Source organism: Kitasatospora sp. NBC_01266 (assembly GCF_036242395.1).
Lineage (GTDB): Bacteria > Actinomycetota > Actinomycetes > Streptomycetales > Streptomycetaceae > Kitasatospora.
In genome coordinates this window covers 60,764-78,905 of record NZ_CP108458.1, presented here as the reverse complement: position 1 = coordinate 78,905, position 18,142 = coordinate 60,764, and the positions used below count along the sequence as shown (strand labels likewise).

The 18,142-nt window shown below is 72.7% G+C and carries 12 protein-coding genes; 5 read left to right on the top strand and 7 right to left on the bottom strand.

Translation table 11 applies throughout. The features are described 5' to 3' along the window. Window positions 1-57 precede the first annotated feature (57 nt). Window positions 58-1,116 carry a LacI family DNA-binding transcriptional regulator gene (locus OG403_RS00330; protein ID WP_329560366.1) on the top strand — a complete coding sequence of 353 codons (1,059 nt, stop codon included), beginning with the start codon at window positions 58-60 and terminating at the stop codon, window positions 1,114-1,116. A gap of 60 nt (window positions 1,117-1,176) precedes the next feature. Here OG403_RS00330 and OG403_RS00325 read toward each other — a convergent pair whose 3' ends face one another. The 3 genes from OG403_RS00325 to OG403_RS00315 all read right to left on the bottom strand — a co-directional run bounded on the left by OG403_RS00325 (window position 1,177) and on the right by OG403_RS00315 (window position 6,469). Then, window positions 1,177-2,670, bottom strand: coding sequence for a cellulase family glycosylhydrolase (locus tag OG403_RS00325; protein WP_329560364.1), 1,494 nt, complete (start codon window positions 2,668-2,670; stop codon window positions 1,177-1,179). A gap of 81 nt (window positions 2,671-2,751) precedes the next feature. Continuing rightward, on the bottom strand, window positions 2,752-4,755 hold the full coding sequence (locus OG403_RS00320) for a glycoside hydrolase family 6 protein (protein WP_329560362.1): 2,004 nt from the start codon (window positions 4,753-4,755) through the stop codon (window positions 2,752-2,754). A gap of 670 nt (window positions 4,756-5,425) precedes the next feature. After that, window positions 5,426-6,469, bottom strand: coding sequence for a LacI family DNA-binding transcriptional regulator (locus OG403_RS00315; RefSeq protein WP_329560361.1), 1,044 nt, complete (start codon window positions 6,467-6,469; stop codon window positions 5,426-5,428). 445 nt (window positions 6,470-6,914) lie between these two features. Between OG403_RS00315 and OG403_RS00310 the strand changes: the two genes are divergently transcribed. Then, complete coding sequence (locus tag OG403_RS00310; protein WP_329572034.1) at window positions 6,915-7,904, top strand: LacI family DNA-binding transcriptional regulator; 990 nt, start codon at window positions 6,915-6,917, stop codon at window positions 7,902-7,904. Between the two features lie 171 nt (window positions 7,905-8,075). Here the strand turns inward: OG403_RS00310 and OG403_RS00305 are convergent, their stop codons facing one another. Genes OG403_RS00305 through OG403_RS00295 form a run of 3 tightly spaced genes read right to left on the bottom strand, consistent with a single transcriptional unit; the run spans window position 8,076 to window position 11,796 of the window. Then, the gene (locus OG403_RS00305; protein WP_329560359.1) at window positions 8,076-9,095 is read right to left on the bottom strand and encodes an ABC transporter permease; all 1,020 of its coding nucleotides are present in this window, start codon (window positions 9,093-9,095) and stop codon (window positions 8,076-8,078) included. Further along, window positions 9,092-10,627, bottom strand: a complete 1,536-nt coding sequence (locus tag OG403_RS00300; RefSeq protein ID WP_329560357.1) for a sugar ABC transporter ATP-binding protein — start codon at window positions 10,625-10,627, stop codon at window positions 9,092-9,094. Before OG403_RS00300 ends, OG403_RS00305 begins: the two co-directional genes overlap by 4 nt. Next, window positions 10,624-11,796: a substrate-binding domain-containing protein gene (locus OG403_RS00295; protein WP_329560355.1), complete on the bottom strand. Its 1,173-nt coding sequence runs from the start codon at window positions 11,794-11,796 to the stop codon at window positions 10,624-10,626. Before OG403_RS00295 ends, OG403_RS00300 begins: the two co-directional genes overlap by 4 nt. A gap of 491 nt (window positions 11,797-12,287) precedes the next feature. Between OG403_RS00295 and OG403_RS00290 the strand changes: the two genes are divergently transcribed. From OG403_RS00290 to araA, 3 genes are read left to right on the top strand one after another with little or no spacing between them, the layout of a single operon-like run. Then, window positions 12,288-14,012 (top strand): ribulokinase, encoded by a 1,725-nt coding sequence (locus tag OG403_RS00290; protein WP_329560354.1) that lies wholly within the window; start codon window positions 12,288-12,290, stop codon window positions 14,010-14,012. Further along, window positions 14,009-14,680 (top strand): L-ribulose-5-phosphate 4-epimerase, encoded by a 672-nt coding sequence (locus OG403_RS00285; protein WP_329560352.1) that lies wholly within the window; start codon window positions 14,009-14,011, stop codon window positions 14,678-14,680. Before OG403_RS00290 ends, OG403_RS00285 begins: the two co-directional genes overlap by 4 nt. A 10-nt stretch (window positions 14,681-14,690) precedes the next feature. After that, the gene (araA, locus tag OG403_RS00280; protein WP_329560351.1) at window positions 14,691-16,199 is read left to right on the top strand and encodes an L-arabinose isomerase; all 1,509 of its coding nucleotides are present in this window, start codon (window positions 14,691-14,693) and stop codon (window positions 16,197-16,199) included. Between the two features lie 125 nt (window positions 16,200-16,324). Here araA and OG403_RS00275 read toward each other — a convergent pair whose 3' ends face one another. Further along, window positions 16,325-17,818 (bottom strand): arabinofuranosidase catalytic domain-containing protein, encoded by a 1,494-nt coding sequence (locus tag OG403_RS00275; RefSeq protein ID WP_442910844.1) that lies wholly within the window; start codon window positions 17,816-17,818, stop codon window positions 16,325-16,327. Window positions 17,819-18,142: the final 324 nt, after the last annotated feature.

Genomic DNA, 18,142 nt, shown 5'->3' with positions numbered 1-18,142 from the left:
CCAACCCGGACGAGACAGGACAGGCCGGTGGATGACCCGCAGCAGACGAGGTCGCGGATGAGTGTCGGCGGATCGCGCGCCCCCGGTCCCGAGCCGGTGGTGAACGTCCGTGCCCGGCCCACCCTGGAGGAGGTCGCGGTGCTGGCCGGCGTCGGCCGGGGCACCGTCTCGCGGGTGATCAACGGCTCGCCCCGGGTGAGTGAGAAGGCACGAGCCGCGGTGGAGCGGGCGGTGGCCGAGCTGGGCTACGTGCCCAACCGGGCGGCCCGTTCGCTGGTGACCTCGCGCACGGACGCGATCGCGCTGGTGGTGCCGGAGGCCGAGACCCGGCTGTTCTCGGAGCCGTACTTCGCCGACATCATCAGTGGCGTATCGGCCGAACTGTCCGACAGCGAGCTGCAGTTGCTGCTGGTGCTGGTGCGCGACCAGCGGGAACGGGAGCGGCTGTCGGCGTACCTGCGGGCGCAGCGGGTGGACGGCGTGCTGCTGGTCGCGGTGCACCTGGACGACCCGCTGCCGGGTGTGCTGGAGCAGTTGGGCATGCCCGCCGTGCTGGCCGGCCGGCGCGGTGAGCACGAGCCGCTGAGCTACGTGGCGGCCGACAACGCCGGTGGGGCCCGGATGGCGGTGCGCCACCTGATCCGGCGGGGTTGCCGCCGGATCGCGACCATCACCGGCCCGCTGGACATCGAGGGCGCTCAGGCCCGGCTCGCCGGATACCGGGCCGCGCTCGCCGAAGGCGGGGTCCCGGCGGAGCCGGATCTGGTCGCGGTGGCGGACTTCACCGAGCGGGGCGGTCGCTCCGCGATGGCCGAACTGCTCTCTCGTGTACCAGAGTTGGACGGAGTTTTCTGCGCCTCCGACGTGCTGGCGGCCGGTGCGCTGCAGGAGCTGCGAGCGGCTGGGCGCAGGGTGCCGCAGGACGTCGCGCTGGTCGGCTTCGACGACTCGATCGTGGCCCGGCACACGGATCCGCCGCTGACCACCGTGCGCCAGCCCACCGAGGAGATGGGACGCGCCATGGTCCGGCAACTGCTTGAGCAGATTGCTGAACCCGGTTGCACTCGGCGGCAGTTGGTGTTGGCGACGGAGCTGGTGGTCCGGGACTCGGCGTGACCGGACAGGTCGGGGTGCCGGGAGCCGTCAGGGGCTCCCGGCACCCGGGGCGCGCTCGGATCAGCCCAGGGCGGCCAGGTGGGCGCGGTAGCCGGCGCCGAAGGCGGTCGGCGTGCCGTCGTAGGACGAGATCAGCGAGGGGCCGCTGGAGCAGTCCCAGGTGTTCCAGGTCCAGGCCAGGTAGGAGATCCCGTGCTGGTCCAGCCAGGGCAGCAGGGTGTCCAGGTAGCCGTGCGCGCAGTCGTTCTCGCCGAGCTCGCCGGTGACCACGGGCACAGCCGCCGCGACCGGCCCGATCTCGCTGCCCCAACAGCTGGACGAGGAGCAGGCGTTGAAGTTGTACGAGTGCCAGGAGGCGGCCAACTGGTGCAGCGGGTCGGTCGGTTCGTAGGCCAGCCACTGGGTGAGGTCGTTGGCGTACTCGATCCCGCCGAGCATCAGCACGTTGTCCGCGCCGGTGCCGCGCACCGCGTCCACCATCGACTGCATGCCGGCCACCGGGTAGCCGATGCCCGGGCAGCTGCCGCCGTCGCGCCAGCAGGCCCAGCCGCTGGCCTCGCTGCCGGTGGCGCGGGACGGGTAGGGCTCGTTGAACAGGTCGAAGACGGTCGCGTCGTCGCCCTTGAAGGTGGCGGCCACCGAGCGCCAGAACGGGATCGCCTCGGCGGCGTCCGGCATCGGCTTCTGGCAGGTGGCGGTGGCGGAGGCGCAGCCCGAGGAGTTGCCGGCGTAGGCGCCGTCCGTCCAGTGCAGGTCCAGGATGGTGTTCAGGCCGTTCTGGTGCAGCAGTTGCACGTAGGACTTGATCGCGTTGATGTAGGTGGAGCCGGCGTAGGCCGCCTGGACGTTCGGCAGACCGAGCCAGCAGTCCTCGTTGAGCGGGATCCGGACCGCCGTGAGGTGCCAGCTCTTCATCGCGTCGATGGAGGCCCGGTCCACCGGGCCGTCGAAGATGCCGCTGCCCTGCACGCAGGCGAACTCGGCGCCGGAGCGGTCGGCGCCGTGCAGGGTGACGGTCCGTCCGGTGGCGTCCTGGAGCTGGTTGCCCACCACGTGCAGCGCGGGCGCGGGACCCCCGGGCGTAGGGGGGCCGGTCGGCGTGGGAGTGGGGGTCGGGGTGGGCGTGGGGCTGGAACTCGGGCCGCAGGCAATGCCGTTGACACTGAAGGCGGTAGGGGCGGTGTTGCTGCCACGGTAGGTGAAGTTGGCGCTGGTGGTGTAGCTGGTGCCGGGGTTGATGGTGGTGGCGTAGCCGGGGTTGGTGACGGTGACGGTGCTGCCGGTCTGGGTCCAGGTGCCGTTCCAGCCGTTGGTGAGGGTCTGGTTGCCGGTGTAGGCGTAGTCGAGGCTCCAGCCGTTGATCGGGGTGCTGCCGGCGTCGGTGATGGTGAGGTTGGCGGTGAACCCGCTGCCCCAGTCGTTGGTGCTGTAACCGACGTCGCAGGAAGTGCTGTTGGCGGCGGCGGCGGGTAGCGCGCCGGCGGGCAGCAGCAGTGCCGCGGCCAGTGCGCCGGCGGCCGCCGCGGCGGTGGCGAGTACGGTGCGGGGAGTCATGGGAGCGCTCCTGTACGCAGGGGAGTGGGGCCGGCCGGTGGGTGGACCGGCCGACCCCGTGGGGGAGGGGATGGCCCAGGGTCAGCCGGTGGTGCAGGTCAGGGTCGGGGCGGTGTTGCTGCCCGAGTAGCTGCCCGAGAAACCGAAGCTGGTGTTGGCGCCGACGGCCACCGTGCCGTTGTAGCCCGCGTTGGTGGCACTGACCGCGCTGCCGGTCTGGGTGGCGGTGGCGTTCCAGGCGTTGGTCACCTGCTGGTTGCCGGCCCAGGTCCAGGTCACCTTCCAGGACGTGGTGGGCGCACTGCCGGTGTTGGCCACGGTGACGTTGGCGTTGAAGCCGCTGCCCCAGTCGTTGGACACGGAGTAGGTCGCGGTGCAGCCGCCACCCCCGGTTCCGCCTCCGCTGCCGGCCGTGGTGGCGGTGACGGCGGCGGAGACCGGGGAGGTGTTACCGGCGGCGTCGTAGGCGGCGACGGTGTACTGGTAGGCGGTGGCGGCGGTGAGGCCGGTGTCGGTGTAGCCGGTGGTGGTGCTGGTGGCGACCTTGGTGCCGTTGCGGTACACGTCGTAGCCGGTGACGCCGACGTTGTCGGTGGACGCCGTCCAGGAGAGCGAGACGCTGGTGGCGGTGGTGCCGGTGACGGTCAGCCCGGTCGGGGTGCTCGGCGGGGTGGTGTCGCCCCCGCCGGTGGAGGAGCCGAAGGACGGGTAGGCGTTCTGCACCAGCTGCTGGAACTCGGCGCCGAACCACTGGCCGGCCGGGACGTCGGCGCCGCCGAGGGCGTCGGTCGGGTAGGTGCCGCCGTTGCCGTCGGTCTGGGTGCCGTTCGGGTCGCAGTGCGGGTCGCCGTGCGGGTGGGTCGCGGTCGGGTAGTCGCCGTCCGACTCGCCCGGGGGCTTCACCCAGAGGAAGGCGATGATCGGATTGGTCGGTCCGTACGGCTGGGCCTGCGGCCGGGCGCCGATGCCCGCGCCGTTGATGTTGCACCAGTCGCCGCGGAACGGGCGCTGGTCCACCTTGTTCTCGGTGACGTAGTCGTTGACGTCGGTCGCGCTGGAGTTCAGCGCGGTGGGTCGGGAGCTGCCGCCCCAGCCGTTGCGCGAGGTGTCGACCAGCATGCCGATGGTGCTCGGGAAGCCGTTGGACACCAGGGTCGAGTACATCTGGGTGTCGTAGGTGTACTCGTCGAAGTCCGGGTTCCACTGGTAGAAGTTGGCGGACTTCACCGGCTGGCCGCCGACCTGCTGGTCGGGGTCGGTGAGGAACGGCTCGTTCAGCGGGGTGGTGTTGGCCGTGTCGCTGATGAAGCCGTCCACGCTGGCGAAGCCGGCGTTGGTGGCCTTGGCGACCTTGGCGTACTCCTGGCCGGCCGGGACCATGTTGCTCGACCAGCCGAGCCAGCCCGAGTGCCCGATGCCCAGGTAGTCGTAGACGTTGCCGATCGGGTGCAGCTTGTTCAGCGCGTACTCGATGCCGGACTCGTAGAACGGCGTCGCGGTGGCGCAGGTCGGCTTGCTCTGGTTGGTCACCGCGTTCGGCAGGGAGTCCGGCTCGATGATTGCGGCGATCCGCAGCGAGGCGTACTTCGGGTCGGCCAGGATCGCCGCGATCGGGTCGATGTACTGGCTCTCATAGCTGGCCAACCCCGCTGCGGTGGCCGGCAGTTCGCCGTTCGAGGCAAGCGCGGCGCAGTCCCGGCCGGGCAGGTCGTAGATGACCACCTGGAAGACCACCGGGGAGTTGTCGCCGCTCGCCTGGGCCTGCGCCTGGTCCAGGTGGGCGCGCAGGCCCAGGCGGCCGCCGTCGCCCGCGATGGCGCCGATGTGGTCCATCCAGACGGCGGTGGAGTTGCTCGCGACCTGGGCCTCCGTGGCGCCCAGCGTGCCGCCGTCGGCCGCGGCCTGGGCGCTGACCTCGGAGGTGTAGTCGGGGTTGAGGTAGCCGGTCGCACCGACGAACGGATTGGCCAGGTGGGTGGTGGCGGCGTGCGCGGCCTGCGCGCCGACCAGGGGAACGAGAGCCGCGGCGCCGAGGGCGGCGGCAACGGCCGCCGTCCGGAGCCTGCGGAGAGCGGAGAGGGGCACGAGCGGGTCCCTTCGGGTGGGGTGGGGGTGGGCCCGGGTGGCGCCTTGCCGAATGCTGCGGGAGGAGCGGGAAACCCGGGCCGCCGCAGTTCCGGGCGGAGTGTGGGAGCGCTTCCACTTGTCGGCAGGCGGCACTGCCGGTGCCGAAACACATAAAGCCAGGATGATGGGGGGCCGTCAAGAGCCTCGGCGGATACGGCCGGATCGAAATGGGCGCGCTCCCATGGGGTATGTAACTTACCTGCTGCCGCCCCGAGTCGTCGGCGGCCGTCCGCGCTGGTCGGCGCCGCGATCGCCCCCGGCGCCCCGGGCGGGAGCCGGGCGGCGGCGTTTACCGGGCCGGTCGGGCGCGGAACGCTGCGTCACGCGGGACCAGGCAGGAAGCCGGCCCGCGTTCCCCCACCCATCCGGAGGCCGTGCACGCGACGCAGGACCCTGCACTCCCGCATCCCAGCCCCCACCCTCGCGGCGGTCAGCGCGCTCGCCCGGTCCGCGACGGCCGGCGGCGCCCGCACCACCCCGGCGGCCGCTGCCGCCAACAGTCGTTCCTGTCACGTCAGCCGACGGTGAACCCGGGTGGTTGATCAGGCGTCAGGTACTCGCTGGCCGCGTGCCGGGGCGGTGCTCGGGGCATTCCCGGCACGGCACCACCGGCTGTCCGGACAGTCCGTCAGTCGGCCGAGTCGCGCAGGACCAGGCTGGTCGGGAGGACCAGGGACGCTGACCGGTCCGGGCGCTCCAGCAGCATCTCCAGGGCTCGGGCGCCGAGTTGCTCGACCGGTTGGTGCACCGTGGTCAGCTGCGGCCGAGCCAGGGCCGCGGCCGGGACGTCGTCGAAGCCGATCACCGCGACCTGCTCCGGCACCCGGCGCCCGAGCCGCCGCAGCGCGCGCAGGGCACCGATCGCCATCGGATCGGAAGCGACGAACACCGCCTCCAGGTAAGGCCTTTGCTGCAGCAGTCGGAGCATGGCGTGCTCGCCGGAGGCGCCCGAGAAGTCCCCGTAGGCGACCACGGACCGGACCACTGGTCCGGCCTCGGTCACCGCCTGCCGGTAGCCCGCCAGACGGTCCGCGCCCACCGCGGTGCCCGGCGGTCCGGCGATGGTGGCCACCGACCGCCGACCGCTCTCGCACAGCCGCAGCGCTGCCAGCCGGGCGCCGGTCAGGTTCGCCACGTCCACGTACGCCACCGTCCCGGCCCGCACCGGGCGGCCGACGGACACTACCGGCACGTCCGCGGCCCGCAGCAGGCGCGGCAACTCCGCGTCCTCCCATGCCCCGACCAGCAGCACTCCATCCACGTGCCCGCCGCACAGGTGCCGCAGCAGGGCAGGCCGGTGCGCCCGTTCGGGGACGTTGAAGAGTGCCAACTCCCGTTCCAGGCCGGTCGCGGCCTGCCGCAACCCCGTCAGCAACCGGAGGTGGAACGGGTCGGCGTGGTAGCGCAGCGGATCCGCGAAGACGACCACGGCCACGACACCGGTGTCGCGCCCGCGCGGTGCCCGCCGGCGTACGTAGGACAACTCCCGTGCGGCCGCCACCACCCGTGCGGCCACCGGGGCCGAGACCGGCGCCGACCGGCTCAGCACCCGGGAGGCGGTAGCGGTGGACACGCCTGCGCGGCGGGCGACTTCGGCGAGGGTGGCGGGCACACGGGCGGGTGCGGCCGCGGTGCTGGCCGACGGTTCGGAGGTGGTGTCGGGCTGCGGCATGCGGGCAGACCTCGCCTGTCGGGAGAGGGGGTGGGAGTTGGAAGCGCGCCGCCCGCTACGCCGCGCCAGGTCACCATCGCGCACGGTGTAGGCGGCGTCAAGGGCACGGGAGCCGGCGCCGCGAACGACCGGCTGCCCACGACCGACCGCCGCGTGCGGCACACCTGGGCGGGGCCTGCTCGCGCAGGCGTGGTCCACGCCGAACCCGCGACGACCGGTCCGGGACCGCACGTACCGCGTGAGGTTCACCCCGATGGACCGTTCGGCGGCGGATTCCGGCGTCGACGGGCCGTCCTCGCAAGCGAACGAGCCGGATCCATGGTGGCGCTGGCATTTGCTCGGGCGGATACGCTTGCCAGGCGCGGGACCAGTTGTGTCCCGATATCAAGGAGGGGAGCTGGGAGTGGGAGCAGCAGCCGACGGCACGGAGCAGCGCCAGCCGGTGATGGCGGACGTCGCGAAGCTGGCCGGGGTGTCCCACCAGACGGTGTCCCGGGTCCTCAACGGCGCGCCGCATGTGCGCCCCGACACCAGGGGCCGGGTGCTCGCCGCGATCCGTGAGCTCGACTACCGGCCCAACTCCGCCGCCCGCGCCCTGGTCACCCGGCGCTCCCAGACACTCGGCGTGGTCAGCTTCGACAGCACGCTGTACGGGCCCGCCTCGATGCTCGACGGCATCGAACGGGCGGCCCGCAGCGCCGGATACTTCGTCAGCGTCGCCAGCCTGCGCTCGCTGGACAGCCGCTCGGTCCAGGAGGCCGTCGACCGCCTGCGTGACCAGGGCGTCGAGGGCGTCGTGGTGATCGCGCCGCAGACCTCCGCGATCAGTGCGGTCGCCAAGCTGTCCAGCTCGGTGCCGGTGGTCGCGGTCGGCTCGGGCACCAAGGCCAGGGTGCCGCTGGTCTCGGTCGACAACCGGGCGGGCGCCGAGGCGGCCACCCGGCACCTTCTGGACCTCGGGCACCGCACGGTGCACCACCTGGCCGGGCCGATCGGCTGGATGGAGAGCGAGGACCGCCAGGACGGTTGGCGCCGCACCCTGGAGGCCGCCGGGGCCGAGGTGCCGCCGGTCGAGAGCGGCGACTGGAGTGCGCGGTCCGGCTACGAGGCCGGACTGCGGATCGCGCAGGCGGCCGGCGTCAGTGCGGTGTTCTGCGCCAACGACCACATGGCGCTCGGCCTGCTCCGGGCCTTCCACGAGGCCGGCCGGTCGATCCCCCGCGACATCAGCGTGGTCGGCTTCGACGACATCCCCGAGGCGGCGTACTTCACCCCGCCGCTGACCACCGTGCGGCAGGACTTCGGGGAACTGGGCCGCAGGGCGCTCGAACTGCTCGTCGCCGAACTGGCGGGCGGGCGGGAGACCCCGGCGCCGGTGCGGATCTCGCCGGAGATGGTGCTGCGCCGCAGCACCGGTCCCGCCGCGCGCGACTGACCGGCCATCACCTGGCACGAGACCCGGTCGGCCGGGTGCGGCCGACCACGGTGGGGCGGACCGCACGCGGCCGGGCATGACGAAGCCGCCGTGCGCGCGTCGCACCCGCTGCGCACGGCGGCCCGACCCGCGCGGCGACCCCACCGCGCGGAGCCCCGCCGAGGGCTCGCCCTAGCCGCGGCGGGACAACCTGCGGGCGCGCAGCCGGTCGGCGAGGATCGCGAGCCCGAGTACGACGCCCAGCACGATGTTGGTGTAGTCGGCGTTGACCGCGAGCGCGATCATGCCGTCGTTGATCAGCTCCAGCAGGACGGCGCCCGCGACGATGCCGAGGATCCGCCCCTGCCCGCCGACCAGCGAGACCCCGCCGATCACCGCCGCCGCGATGGCGGACAGCTCCCAGCCCACGCCGACGGTCGGGGAGCCGACACCCATCCGGCCGGCCACCAGCACGCCGCCGAACCCGGCCAGCAGCGAGCTGGTGACGTACATGGCGATGATCCGCCGGTCGCCACGGATGCCGGCCAGCCGGGCGGCCTCCTTGTTGCCACCCACCGCGTACACCTGGCGGCCCGCGTAGGTGCGCTCCAGGAAGAACCACGCCGCGACCGCGATCACGGCGAACAGCAGGGCAGGCAGCGGGACTTGTGCGACGAAGGTCTGGCTGAGGTCGCCGAAGAAGCCGGAGATGCCGACCACCGGGATGCCCGAGGTGATCGCCAGCGACGCGCCCTGGGCGACGGTGTAGGTGACCAGGGTGGTGACGAACGGCGGCATGGCGAGCTTGGTCACGGCCAGTCCGTGGATCCACCCGACCAGGCCGGTCATGGCCAGGGTGCACAGGATCGCCAGCCCGGCCGGCATCCCGGCCTTGACGTTGAACCAGGCGGCGAGCACCACGGACAGGCCGAGCAGCGCGCCCACCGACAGGTCGATGCCGCCGGTCAGCACGACCAGCGACTCGCCGATCGCGATGACCCCGTACTGGGCCAGGTCCGCGCCCATGTTCTGCAGGTTGACCGCCCCGGCGAAGGCCGGCTTGGCGAGCGCCAGGCCGACGAAGAGCAGCACGCAGGCGAGCACCACGCCGACCTCGGGGGTGCGCGCGAGCCGGCTCAGTGCCGACCCGGCCGCGCCGCTCCCGGCCCGCACTCGCTTCCCGGCCGGGGCCGGTGCCGTACCGGTGCTCATGTCGAAACCTCCGTCCCCGCCGGCGTCCCCGCCGCGGCGGTCATGATCTTCTCCTTGCTGAACCGGTCGCGCGGGATGTCCGCGACGATCCGGCCGTGCGCCATCACCACGATCCGGTGGCAGATCCACAGCAGTTCCTCCAGCTCGGAGGAGGCGGCGAGGACCGCCAGCCCCTCCTTGGCGGCGTCGTCGATCAGCCGGTAGATGTCCGCCTTCGCGCCGACGTCCACCCCTCGGGTCGGCTCGTCGAGCAGCAGCACCCGGGGGCGCGCGGCCAGCCAGCGGCCGAACACGACCTTCTGCTGGTTGCCCCCCGACAGGTCGCCGATCGGCTGATCCGGGCTGTGCAGCCGGACCTTGAGGTCCCGGATGATCCGGTCGGCGTGCGCGCGGTCGGCGCGCGGGGTGAGCACCCCGCGGCGGCTGATCCCGCGCAGGGTGGTCAGGGTGGCGTTCCAGCGCACCGAGTGGGTGAGGACCAGCGACTGCTGTTTGCGGTCCTCCGGCACCAGGCCGAGGCCGGCCGCCACCGCGTCGGCGGGGTGCCTGGGGTGGAAGTCCGCTCCGCCGAGGGTGACCGTGCCGCCGGTGCGCGGTTGGGCGCCCATCAGGGTGTGCAGCAGGCGGCTGCGGCCGGAGCCCATCAGCCCGGCCACGCCGACGATCTCGCCGGCCCGCAGGTCGAGGTCGACCGGGCCGAGCCCGTCGGCCGTCAGGCCGCGGGTGGACAGCACGGTGGCCCGGTCGGCCGGGGGCGGGGTGACGTCGATCCGGGTCAGTTCGCTGCCGACCATCTCGCGGATCAGCCGTTCCTCGGTGGCCTCCTGCGGGGTGAGGTCGGCGACCAGCCGCCCGCTCCGCAGGACGATCACCCGGTCGGCCAACTCCCTTACCTCGTCCAGGCGGTGGCCGATGAACAGGACGCACCCGCCGGCCGCCGCATGGCGCTCGGCGAGGTCGAGGACCTGCCGTGCCTCGACCGGGCCCAGCGAGGAGGTCGGCTCGTCCAGGATCAGCACCAGCGGACGCTGTCCCCAGGCCTTGGCGATCTCGATCATCTGGCGGACCGGGACCGGCAGTTGTTCGACCGGCCGGTCCACATCGACCTCGACGCCGACCTCGGCGAGCAGCTCGCGGGCCGCCCGGCGGGTGCCGCCGCGGTCGAAGAGCCAGCGGCCCAACGGGCGTTGCTCCGCACCGCTCGGCCGGCGGCCGAGCAGCAGGTTCTCGGCCACCGACAACTGCCCGACCAGCGGGAACTCCTGGGCCACCAGCGCGACTCCGAGGGCCTTGGCGTGGTCGGGGCGGCCGCCGTGCAGCGGGCGGCCGTCGACCAGCACCGCTCCGGTGCTGGGCGTGACGGTGCCGGAGAGCACACCCATCAGGGTGGACTTGCCCGCGCCGTTCTCCCCGACCACCCCGACGATCTGACCCTTCGTCAGCTCCAGCTCGGGCAGGTCCAGCACGGTGACCGGTCCGTAGCTCTTGCTGACGCCGCGCAGGGCGATGGCGGCGTCGGTCCCGGTGGTCATCCGGATATGCCGAGCTTGGCCAGCATGGACTGGTAGTCGGCGAGGTTGGCCTGGGTGACCACGCCGACCCCGGAGCTGAGGGTGGTGCCGTCGGATTCCAGGTAGGGCTTGACCAGGGCCATGGTGGCGTCCCTGCCGAGCACCTTGAGGGCGGCGAGCAGGTAGGCGCCGGTGTACCCCTGCTGGTAGGGCTGCTGGAGGATGCTGGCCTGGATGACGCCCTGCTTGATGAAGCCGAGGGTCTGCGGGTCGCTGTCGTCGCAGACGACCTTGATCTTGCCGCTCTTGCCCGCGGACTGGACTGCCTGGCCGGCTGCGGGGCCGTCGTAGGAGTAGACGCCGTAGATGCCGTTGACGCCGGGGTTGGTCTGGAAGGCGTTCTCGGCGTTCGAGAGGGCCTTGGACTGGTCCATGCCGTCGCTGATCTTCTGGAGCACCTTGACGTCCGAGTCCTTGAGTGCGTCCTCGAAGCCCTGGATGCGCTCGACGGCGTTGGAGGCGGTGAGCGAGCCGACCAGGACCACCACCTGGCCCTTGCCGCCGAGGGCGGCCTTCATCGCCTCGCCGGCCTTCTGCCCGGCCTGGTAGTTCGGGGTGCCGAGGTAGAGCGCCGCGCCGTCCTCAGGGGGCAGCGGGGAGTCGATGGCGAGGACCGGGACGCCGGCGCTGGTGTAGGAGTCGATCGGGGCCTTGACGGCGGTGGCGTCGATCGCCGACACCTCCAGGCCGGTGAGGTTCTGTGAGTGCAGCGCGGAGAGCATGGAGAGCTGCTGGTCGAGCCGGCCGTTCGCGGGGGCCTGGAAGGTGCCCTTGACGGACAGGTCGCCGGTGCCCTTGTTGAAGCCGATCTTGCCGGCGTTCCAGTAGTCGACCGCGACGTTGACCACCATGGCCTCGTTGAGCTGCGAGAGGTCCTTGCCGGCGAGGGCGTCCTTGATCGACTGGTCCAGTTTGGCGAGGTTGGCGTCGTTGAAGGTGATGTCGCCCTGGATGCTCGCGGCGGCAGCGGCAGCGGCGCCGGAGGTCGCGGGGCTCGCGGCACCGGCGCCCTGCTTGCTGCAGGCGGCTGCGGACAGCACCACGGAGGTGGCCGCGAGCAGGGCGGTGAGCCGGATGAGTCCTGAGCCTCGGTGGGGCGAGCTTCGGCGGAGCGGGTTTGCGGAGCGCACGTGCTGTCCTCTCGGTGGGCCGTTCCGGGGCGGGAGCGGCGGGTCGCGGATGGCCGGCGTCAGCTCGCCGTCGGCGTGGTGCGGAGGAGTTTCGTGTTGCGCGGATGTTTCGGCGGTGGCGAGTATTGTTAGCGCTCACAGAGTCGGGCGTCAACGGGTCGACGAGCTGCCGCACAAGCCTCCGCGGGCTCTTGACGGAACGTCGCGAGGGGCCCCCGGAGCATCGAATCGGCCCCCCGTTCGGCGCTCTTGACAGGCCAGGTGTTAGCGCTAACAATTTGCCTGCCGCCGGCCGCCGCCGGCTGCGCGATCGACCCACCAGACCCCGCCGGCGAGCGCCACATCCCGCTTCTGCCGCTCGTCGGCGGCTCCCGTTCCCTCCTTCCCCACAGGCGTGGAACGGCCGGCCGGTCGCCGACTCCCGCGCCGAAGCGGGAACGCGTCGGCGACCGGCTCCGACCCCGGACGCCCCTCGAATTGAAGGACCACACGTGACCGCGCCATCTGCCAGCCCGGACCCGGACAGCTACGTCGTCGGTGTCGACTTCGGCACGCTCTCCGGTCGAGCCGTGCTGGTCCGGGCCCGCGACGGCGAGGAGCTCGGGACGGCCGTCCACGCGTACCCGCACGCCGTCATCGAGCAGCGGCTACCCGGCACCGGCGCGGCGCTGCCCCCGGACTGGGCGCTCCAGCACCCCGCGGACTGGCGCGAGGTGCTGCGCACCGCCGTCCCCGCCGCGGTGGCCGCCGCGGGCGTGGACCCCGCCCGGATCATCGGCATCGCCACCGACTTCACCGCCTGCACGGTGCTGCCCACCCGCGCCGACGGCACCGCGCTCGCCGAGCTCCCGCAGTGGGCCGACCGCCCGCACGCCTGGCCGAAGTTGTGGAAGCACCACGCCGCACAGGAGCAGGCCGACCGGATCAACGCCCTGGCCCACACCCGCGGCGAGAAGTGGATCGCGCGCTACGGCGGCAAGGTCTCCGCGGAGTGGCAGTACGCCAAGGCGCTGCAACTGCTGGAGGAGGACCCCGAGGTCTACGCGGCCTGCGAGCGCTGGATCGAGGCCGCCGACTGGATCGTCTGGCAGCTCACCGGCACCGAGAGCCGCAACGCCTGCACCGCCGGCTACAAGGGCCTGCACCAGGACGGCGGATACCCGAGCGAGGACTACCTGGCCGCGCTGCACCCGCAGTTCGCCGACTTCGCCCGCACCCGGCTGGAGCACCCGCTCGCCCCGCTCGGCTCCCGGGTCGGCTCGCTGACCGCCGAGGCGGCCGGCTGGACCGGCCTGCCGGAGGGCATCGCGGTGGCGGCCGGCAACGTGGACGCGCACGTGGCCGCGCCCGCCGCCCGGGCCGTGGAGAACGGGCAGCTGCTCGCCATCATGGGCACCTCCACCTGCCACGTGGTCAACGGGGCCGCGCCGGCCGAGGTGCCCGGCATCTGCGGCGTGGTCGAGAACGGCATCGTCACCGGCAGCTACGGCTACGAGGCCGGCCAGAGCGCCGTCGGCGACATCTTCGCGTGGTGGCTGCGCCAGGGCCTGCCCGCCGACTACCTCGCCGAGGCGGAGGCCGCCGGCGAGGACGCGCACCAGCTGCTCACCCGCAAGGCCACGGGCCAACCAGTGGGCGGGCACGGCCTGGTGGCGCTGGACTGGCTGAACGGCAACCGCAGCACCCTGGTCGACCACGACCTCTCCGGCGTGATCGTCGGCCTCACCCTGGCCACCCGTCCGGAGGAGGTCTACCGCGCCCTGCTGGAGGCCACCGCGTTCGGCACCCGGGTCATCGTGGAGGCACTGGAGCAGGGCGGGGTGCCGGTCACCGAGTACATCGTCACCGGCGGCCTCGGCAAGAACGCGCTGCTGATGCAGATCCACGCCGACGTGCTGCGCCGGCCGGTCTCGCTCGCCGTGTCCGAGCAGGGGCCGGCCCTCGGTTCCGCCATCCACGCCGCCGTCGCCGCCGGGGCCCACCCCGACGTGCGGGCCGCCTCGGCGGCGATGGGCCGGGTTCGCCCCGCCGCGTACCGGCCGGATCCGGAGCGGGCCGACGCGTACGACCGGCTCTACGCCGAGTACCGCGCGCTGCACGACCGGTTCGCCACCGACGGCACCCTGCACCGGCTGCGCCGCATCCGCAACGCCGCACTGGCGACCGCCGCCGGCGCCGTCCCGACCCAGCCCTCCGAGCCGAGCGAGGCACCGTGACCACGACCATCGAGACGATCCGCCGCCAGGTCGGCGACCTGCACCAGGAGTTGGTGCGGTACGGCCTGGTGGTCTGGACCGCCGGCAACGTCTCCGCCCGCGTCCCGGGTGAAGACCTGCTGGTGATCAAGCCCAGCGGCGTCCCGTACGAGGAGCTGTCGCCGGAGAACATGATCGTCTGCGACCTGGACGGCAACGTGGTGGAGGGCAGGCACTCGCCCTCCTCCGACACCGCCGCGCACGCCTACGTCTACCGCCACCTGCCCGAGGTCGGGGGAGTGGTGCACACCCACTCCACCTACGCGTGCGCCTGGGCGGCCCGCGGCGAGGCGGTGCCCTGCGTGCTCACCGCGATGGCCGACGAGTTCGGCGCCGAGATCCCCATCGGCCCGTTCGCGCTGATCGGCGACGACTCGATCGGCCGGGGAATCGTGGAAACCCTCAGCGGCCACCGCTCGCCGGCCGTCCTGATGAAGAGTCACGGCGTCTTCACCATCGGCAAGGACGCCAAGGCCGCGGTCAAGGCGGCCGTGATGTGCGAGGACGTGGCGCGCACCGTGCACATCTCCCGCCAGCTGGGCGAGCCGCTACCGATCGCGCGGAGCGACATCGACAGCCTCAACCACCGCTATCGACACGTCTACGGCCAGCGCCCCGCGGCCCAGTGAGGAGCCACCAGTGAACCGGAGGACCGAAGGACCCGAGATCTGGTTCCTGACCGGCAGTCAGGAGATGTACGGCGAGCAGACGTTGCGCCAGGTCGCCGAGCAGTCCCAGCGGATCGCGACCACGCTGGGGCAGTCGTCCGAGCTGCCCGTCAGGCTGGTCTGGCGGCCCGTGCTCACCAGCGACTCGGCGATCCGCCGGGTCTGCCTGGAAGCCGACGCCGACGACCACTGCATCGGCCTGATCACCTGGATGCACACCTTCTCGCCGGCCAAGATGTGGATCACCGGCCTGTCCGGGCTGCGCAAGCCGCTGCTGCACCTGCACACCCAGGCCAACGTCGACCTGCCCTGGCAGTCCATCGACATGGACTTCATGAACCTGAACCAGGCCGCCCACGGCGACCGCGAGTTCGGCTTCGTGCAGACCAGGCTCGGAGTGGCCCGCAAGACCGTCGTCGGGCACGTCGCCGACCCGGCCGTGACCGCCCGGATCGGCGCCTGGGCCCGGGCCGCCACCGGCCGGGCCGCGCTGGGGAGCCTGCGGCTGGCCCGCTTCGGCGACAACATGCGCGACGTCGCCGTCACCGAGGGCGACAAGGTGGAGGCGCAGCGGCGGTTCGGCGTCTCGGTCAACACCTACGGCGTCAACGACCTGGTGGCGGCGGTGGATTCGACCTCGGACAAGGAGGTCGGCACGCTGGTCGAGGAGTACCAGGAGACCTACCGCCTCGCGCCCGAGCTGCGCGCGGACGGCGCGCGGCACGACTCGCTGCGCTACGCGGCCCGGATCGAGCTCGGCCTGCGCGGCTTCCTGGACGCGGGCGGCTTCAAGGCCTTCACCACCAACTTCGAGGACCTCGGCGGCCTGCGCCAGCTGCCCGGGCTCGCCGTGCAGCGGCTGATGGCCGACGGCTACGGCTTCGGCGGCGAGGGGGACTGGAAGACCTCGCTGCTGCTGCGGACCCTCAAGGCGATGGCCGCAGGCCGGCCCGGGGGCACCTCCTTCATGGAGGACTACACCTACCACCTGGAGCCCGGACGGGAGTTGGTGCTCGGGGCGCACATGCTGGAGGTCTGCCCGAGCATCGCCTCCGGCACGCCGTCCTGCGAGATCCACCCGCTGTCCATCGGCGGCCGGGAGGACCCGGTCCGGCTGGTCTTCGACGCCGAACCGGGCCCGGCCGTGGTGGTCGGCCTGGCCGACCTCGGGGACCGGTTCCGGCTGGTCGCCAACGAGATCGACGTGGTCGAGCCGCCGGCGCCGCTGCCCAACCTGCCGGTTGCCAGGGCGGTCTGGCGTCCCCGCCCGGACCTGCGCAGCTCGGCGGAGGCCTGGCTGACGGCCGGCGCGCCCCACCACACCGTGCTCTCCAGCGCGGTCGGCACCGAGGAGCTGGACGATCTCGCGGAGATGCTCGGGGTCGAGCTGCTGGTGATCGACGCCGACACCACGACCCGCCGGTTCACCCGGGAGCTGCGCTGGAACCAGGCCTACCACCGCCTGGCGCAGGGGTTCTGAGCCGGTGCCGCGTCAGGCAACCCGCGCCCCGTCGCGAGGGTTGCCTGGCGCGCCACCGGTGACGGGCCCGGGTGGCGGGGTTGGTGCTCCGCCGTCCGGGCCCGTCGTGGGTTGGTGACGCCCGGTCAGCCGAGGGTCCATTTCTGGTTGCTCTGGCCGCTGCAGGTCCACAGCTGGGCCAGGGCGCCGTCGGCGGTGGAGGCGCCGGTGACGTCCAGGCACAGGCCGGACTGGACGCCGGTGACGCTGCCGTCCGGGTTCAGCCGCCACTGCTGGTTGGTCTGGCCGTTGCAGGGCCACACGTCCACCCTGGTGCCGTTGCCGGTGCCCCTGCCGGCGGCGTCCAGGCACAGCCGGCTGCCGCCGCTGTAGACGGTGAGCTGGTCGGAGGCGGTGTGCGTCCAGGTCTGGTTCGAACCGCCCCAGCAGTCGTAGATCTGCACCCGGGTGCCGGCCGTGGTCGAGGCGTTCGGCACGTCCAGGCACTTGCCCGCACCCACCGCCCGCAACGCACCACTGCCACCACCACCGCTGGAGGTGCCGTAGCCGGCGGCGGTGATGTTGGCCTGGACGGCGTTCTCGGTCGCGTCGCTCGGGTAGCCCGAGGTCATCACGCCCTCGTAGAAGGTGCCGTCGGCGCCGTTGCTGTTGTCGCCGCCGATGCCCAGGATGATGGCGCCCTCCTTGTGCATCGGGTTGTAGCCGGAGACGTCGGGGCGCGCTCCGCTGTAGCCGGTGGCCAGGCCGCCGGACTGCGCGTTGCCGGAGCGGATCGCCCACTTGTCGGGCTCGCCCTTGACCATGGCGGTCAGGAACCGGTCGTTGACGCTCGGGTCGTTCGCGTTGTAGCCGGCGTTCACCCCGGAGAACAGGCCGTTCTCCTGATCGGCCATCACCCACGGTCCGCTGCCGCTGCCGTAGCCCCAGACCTTGATGTCGCCGAAGTAGACGGCCTCCATGGTGCCGTTGCCGTCGTCGTGGTTGCTGGTCTCGGCGTTGCCGTAGTCGAAGCAGCAGCCGCCGTTGTAGTGCGTGCCGTCCAGGACCGCGTACATGCCCTCCGCCTGGTCGCCGGTGGCGATCCCGTCGGTGTTGTCGTCGCGGTAGCCGGTGCCGGGGGCGATGTAGACGCCGTATGCCTGGTGCCCGCCCAGGGTGATCGGCGCGGCGGTGGCGTCGGCCAGGTTGTCGGTGGTGGGGGCGGCCCCGCCGCCGGGTCCCTGGGTGAGGTTGTTGTGCCGACCGGACTGGTCGTAGATGACGGTGATGACGCAGTTGGTGCCGGCGCAGAAGGCGTCCTGCGCCGCGGCGTCGGCGTAGCCGCCGGTGCTCAGCGGGCCGATGTCCGAGGTCGCGCCGTCGGAGGCGCGCCGCACCTGGTAGAGCGGGCCGTCGTAGGAGCCGTACAGCGCCCGCGTGGTGGAGTGCGCGGCCACGCACGGCGTGCCGCCCGCGGCGTAGATGTCGCACGGCCCCTGGGTGGCGGCCTGGGCCGGCCCGGCCGTGGTTCCGGCGGTGGCCAGCGCACCGAGGACGATGGTCATCGCGGCGGCCGCCCGAGCGAGGGCGGTGGTCCGCAGCGGCCGCCGGAGGCGGCGCCAGGCATGGGGGATCTTCATCCGGGATTCTCCCTGGTAGCGCGAACGGGTGGATTTGTTAGCGCTAACATCCTCGGCTCGGGGATGCCGGTCCACGGGGAGGATGTCATGGGAGGAGACGGTGCAGTGTGCATCACCAACTGTCAAGTGGTTGCGCAGGAACCGGGTTTGGTAGCCTCAGCCGCAGCTCCCGGGCCCGCTCGGCCGCCGACCGCCGTTGGCCTCGGAGGTTTCGAAACAATGCCGAAACTTTCAACCGCTTCTTGACGCCCCGACCGGGCTGCGGCTTTCCTGGCCACGGGAGCCGCTCCCGCCGAGTGCCGTTGCCGGACGGCCGGGGCGGCG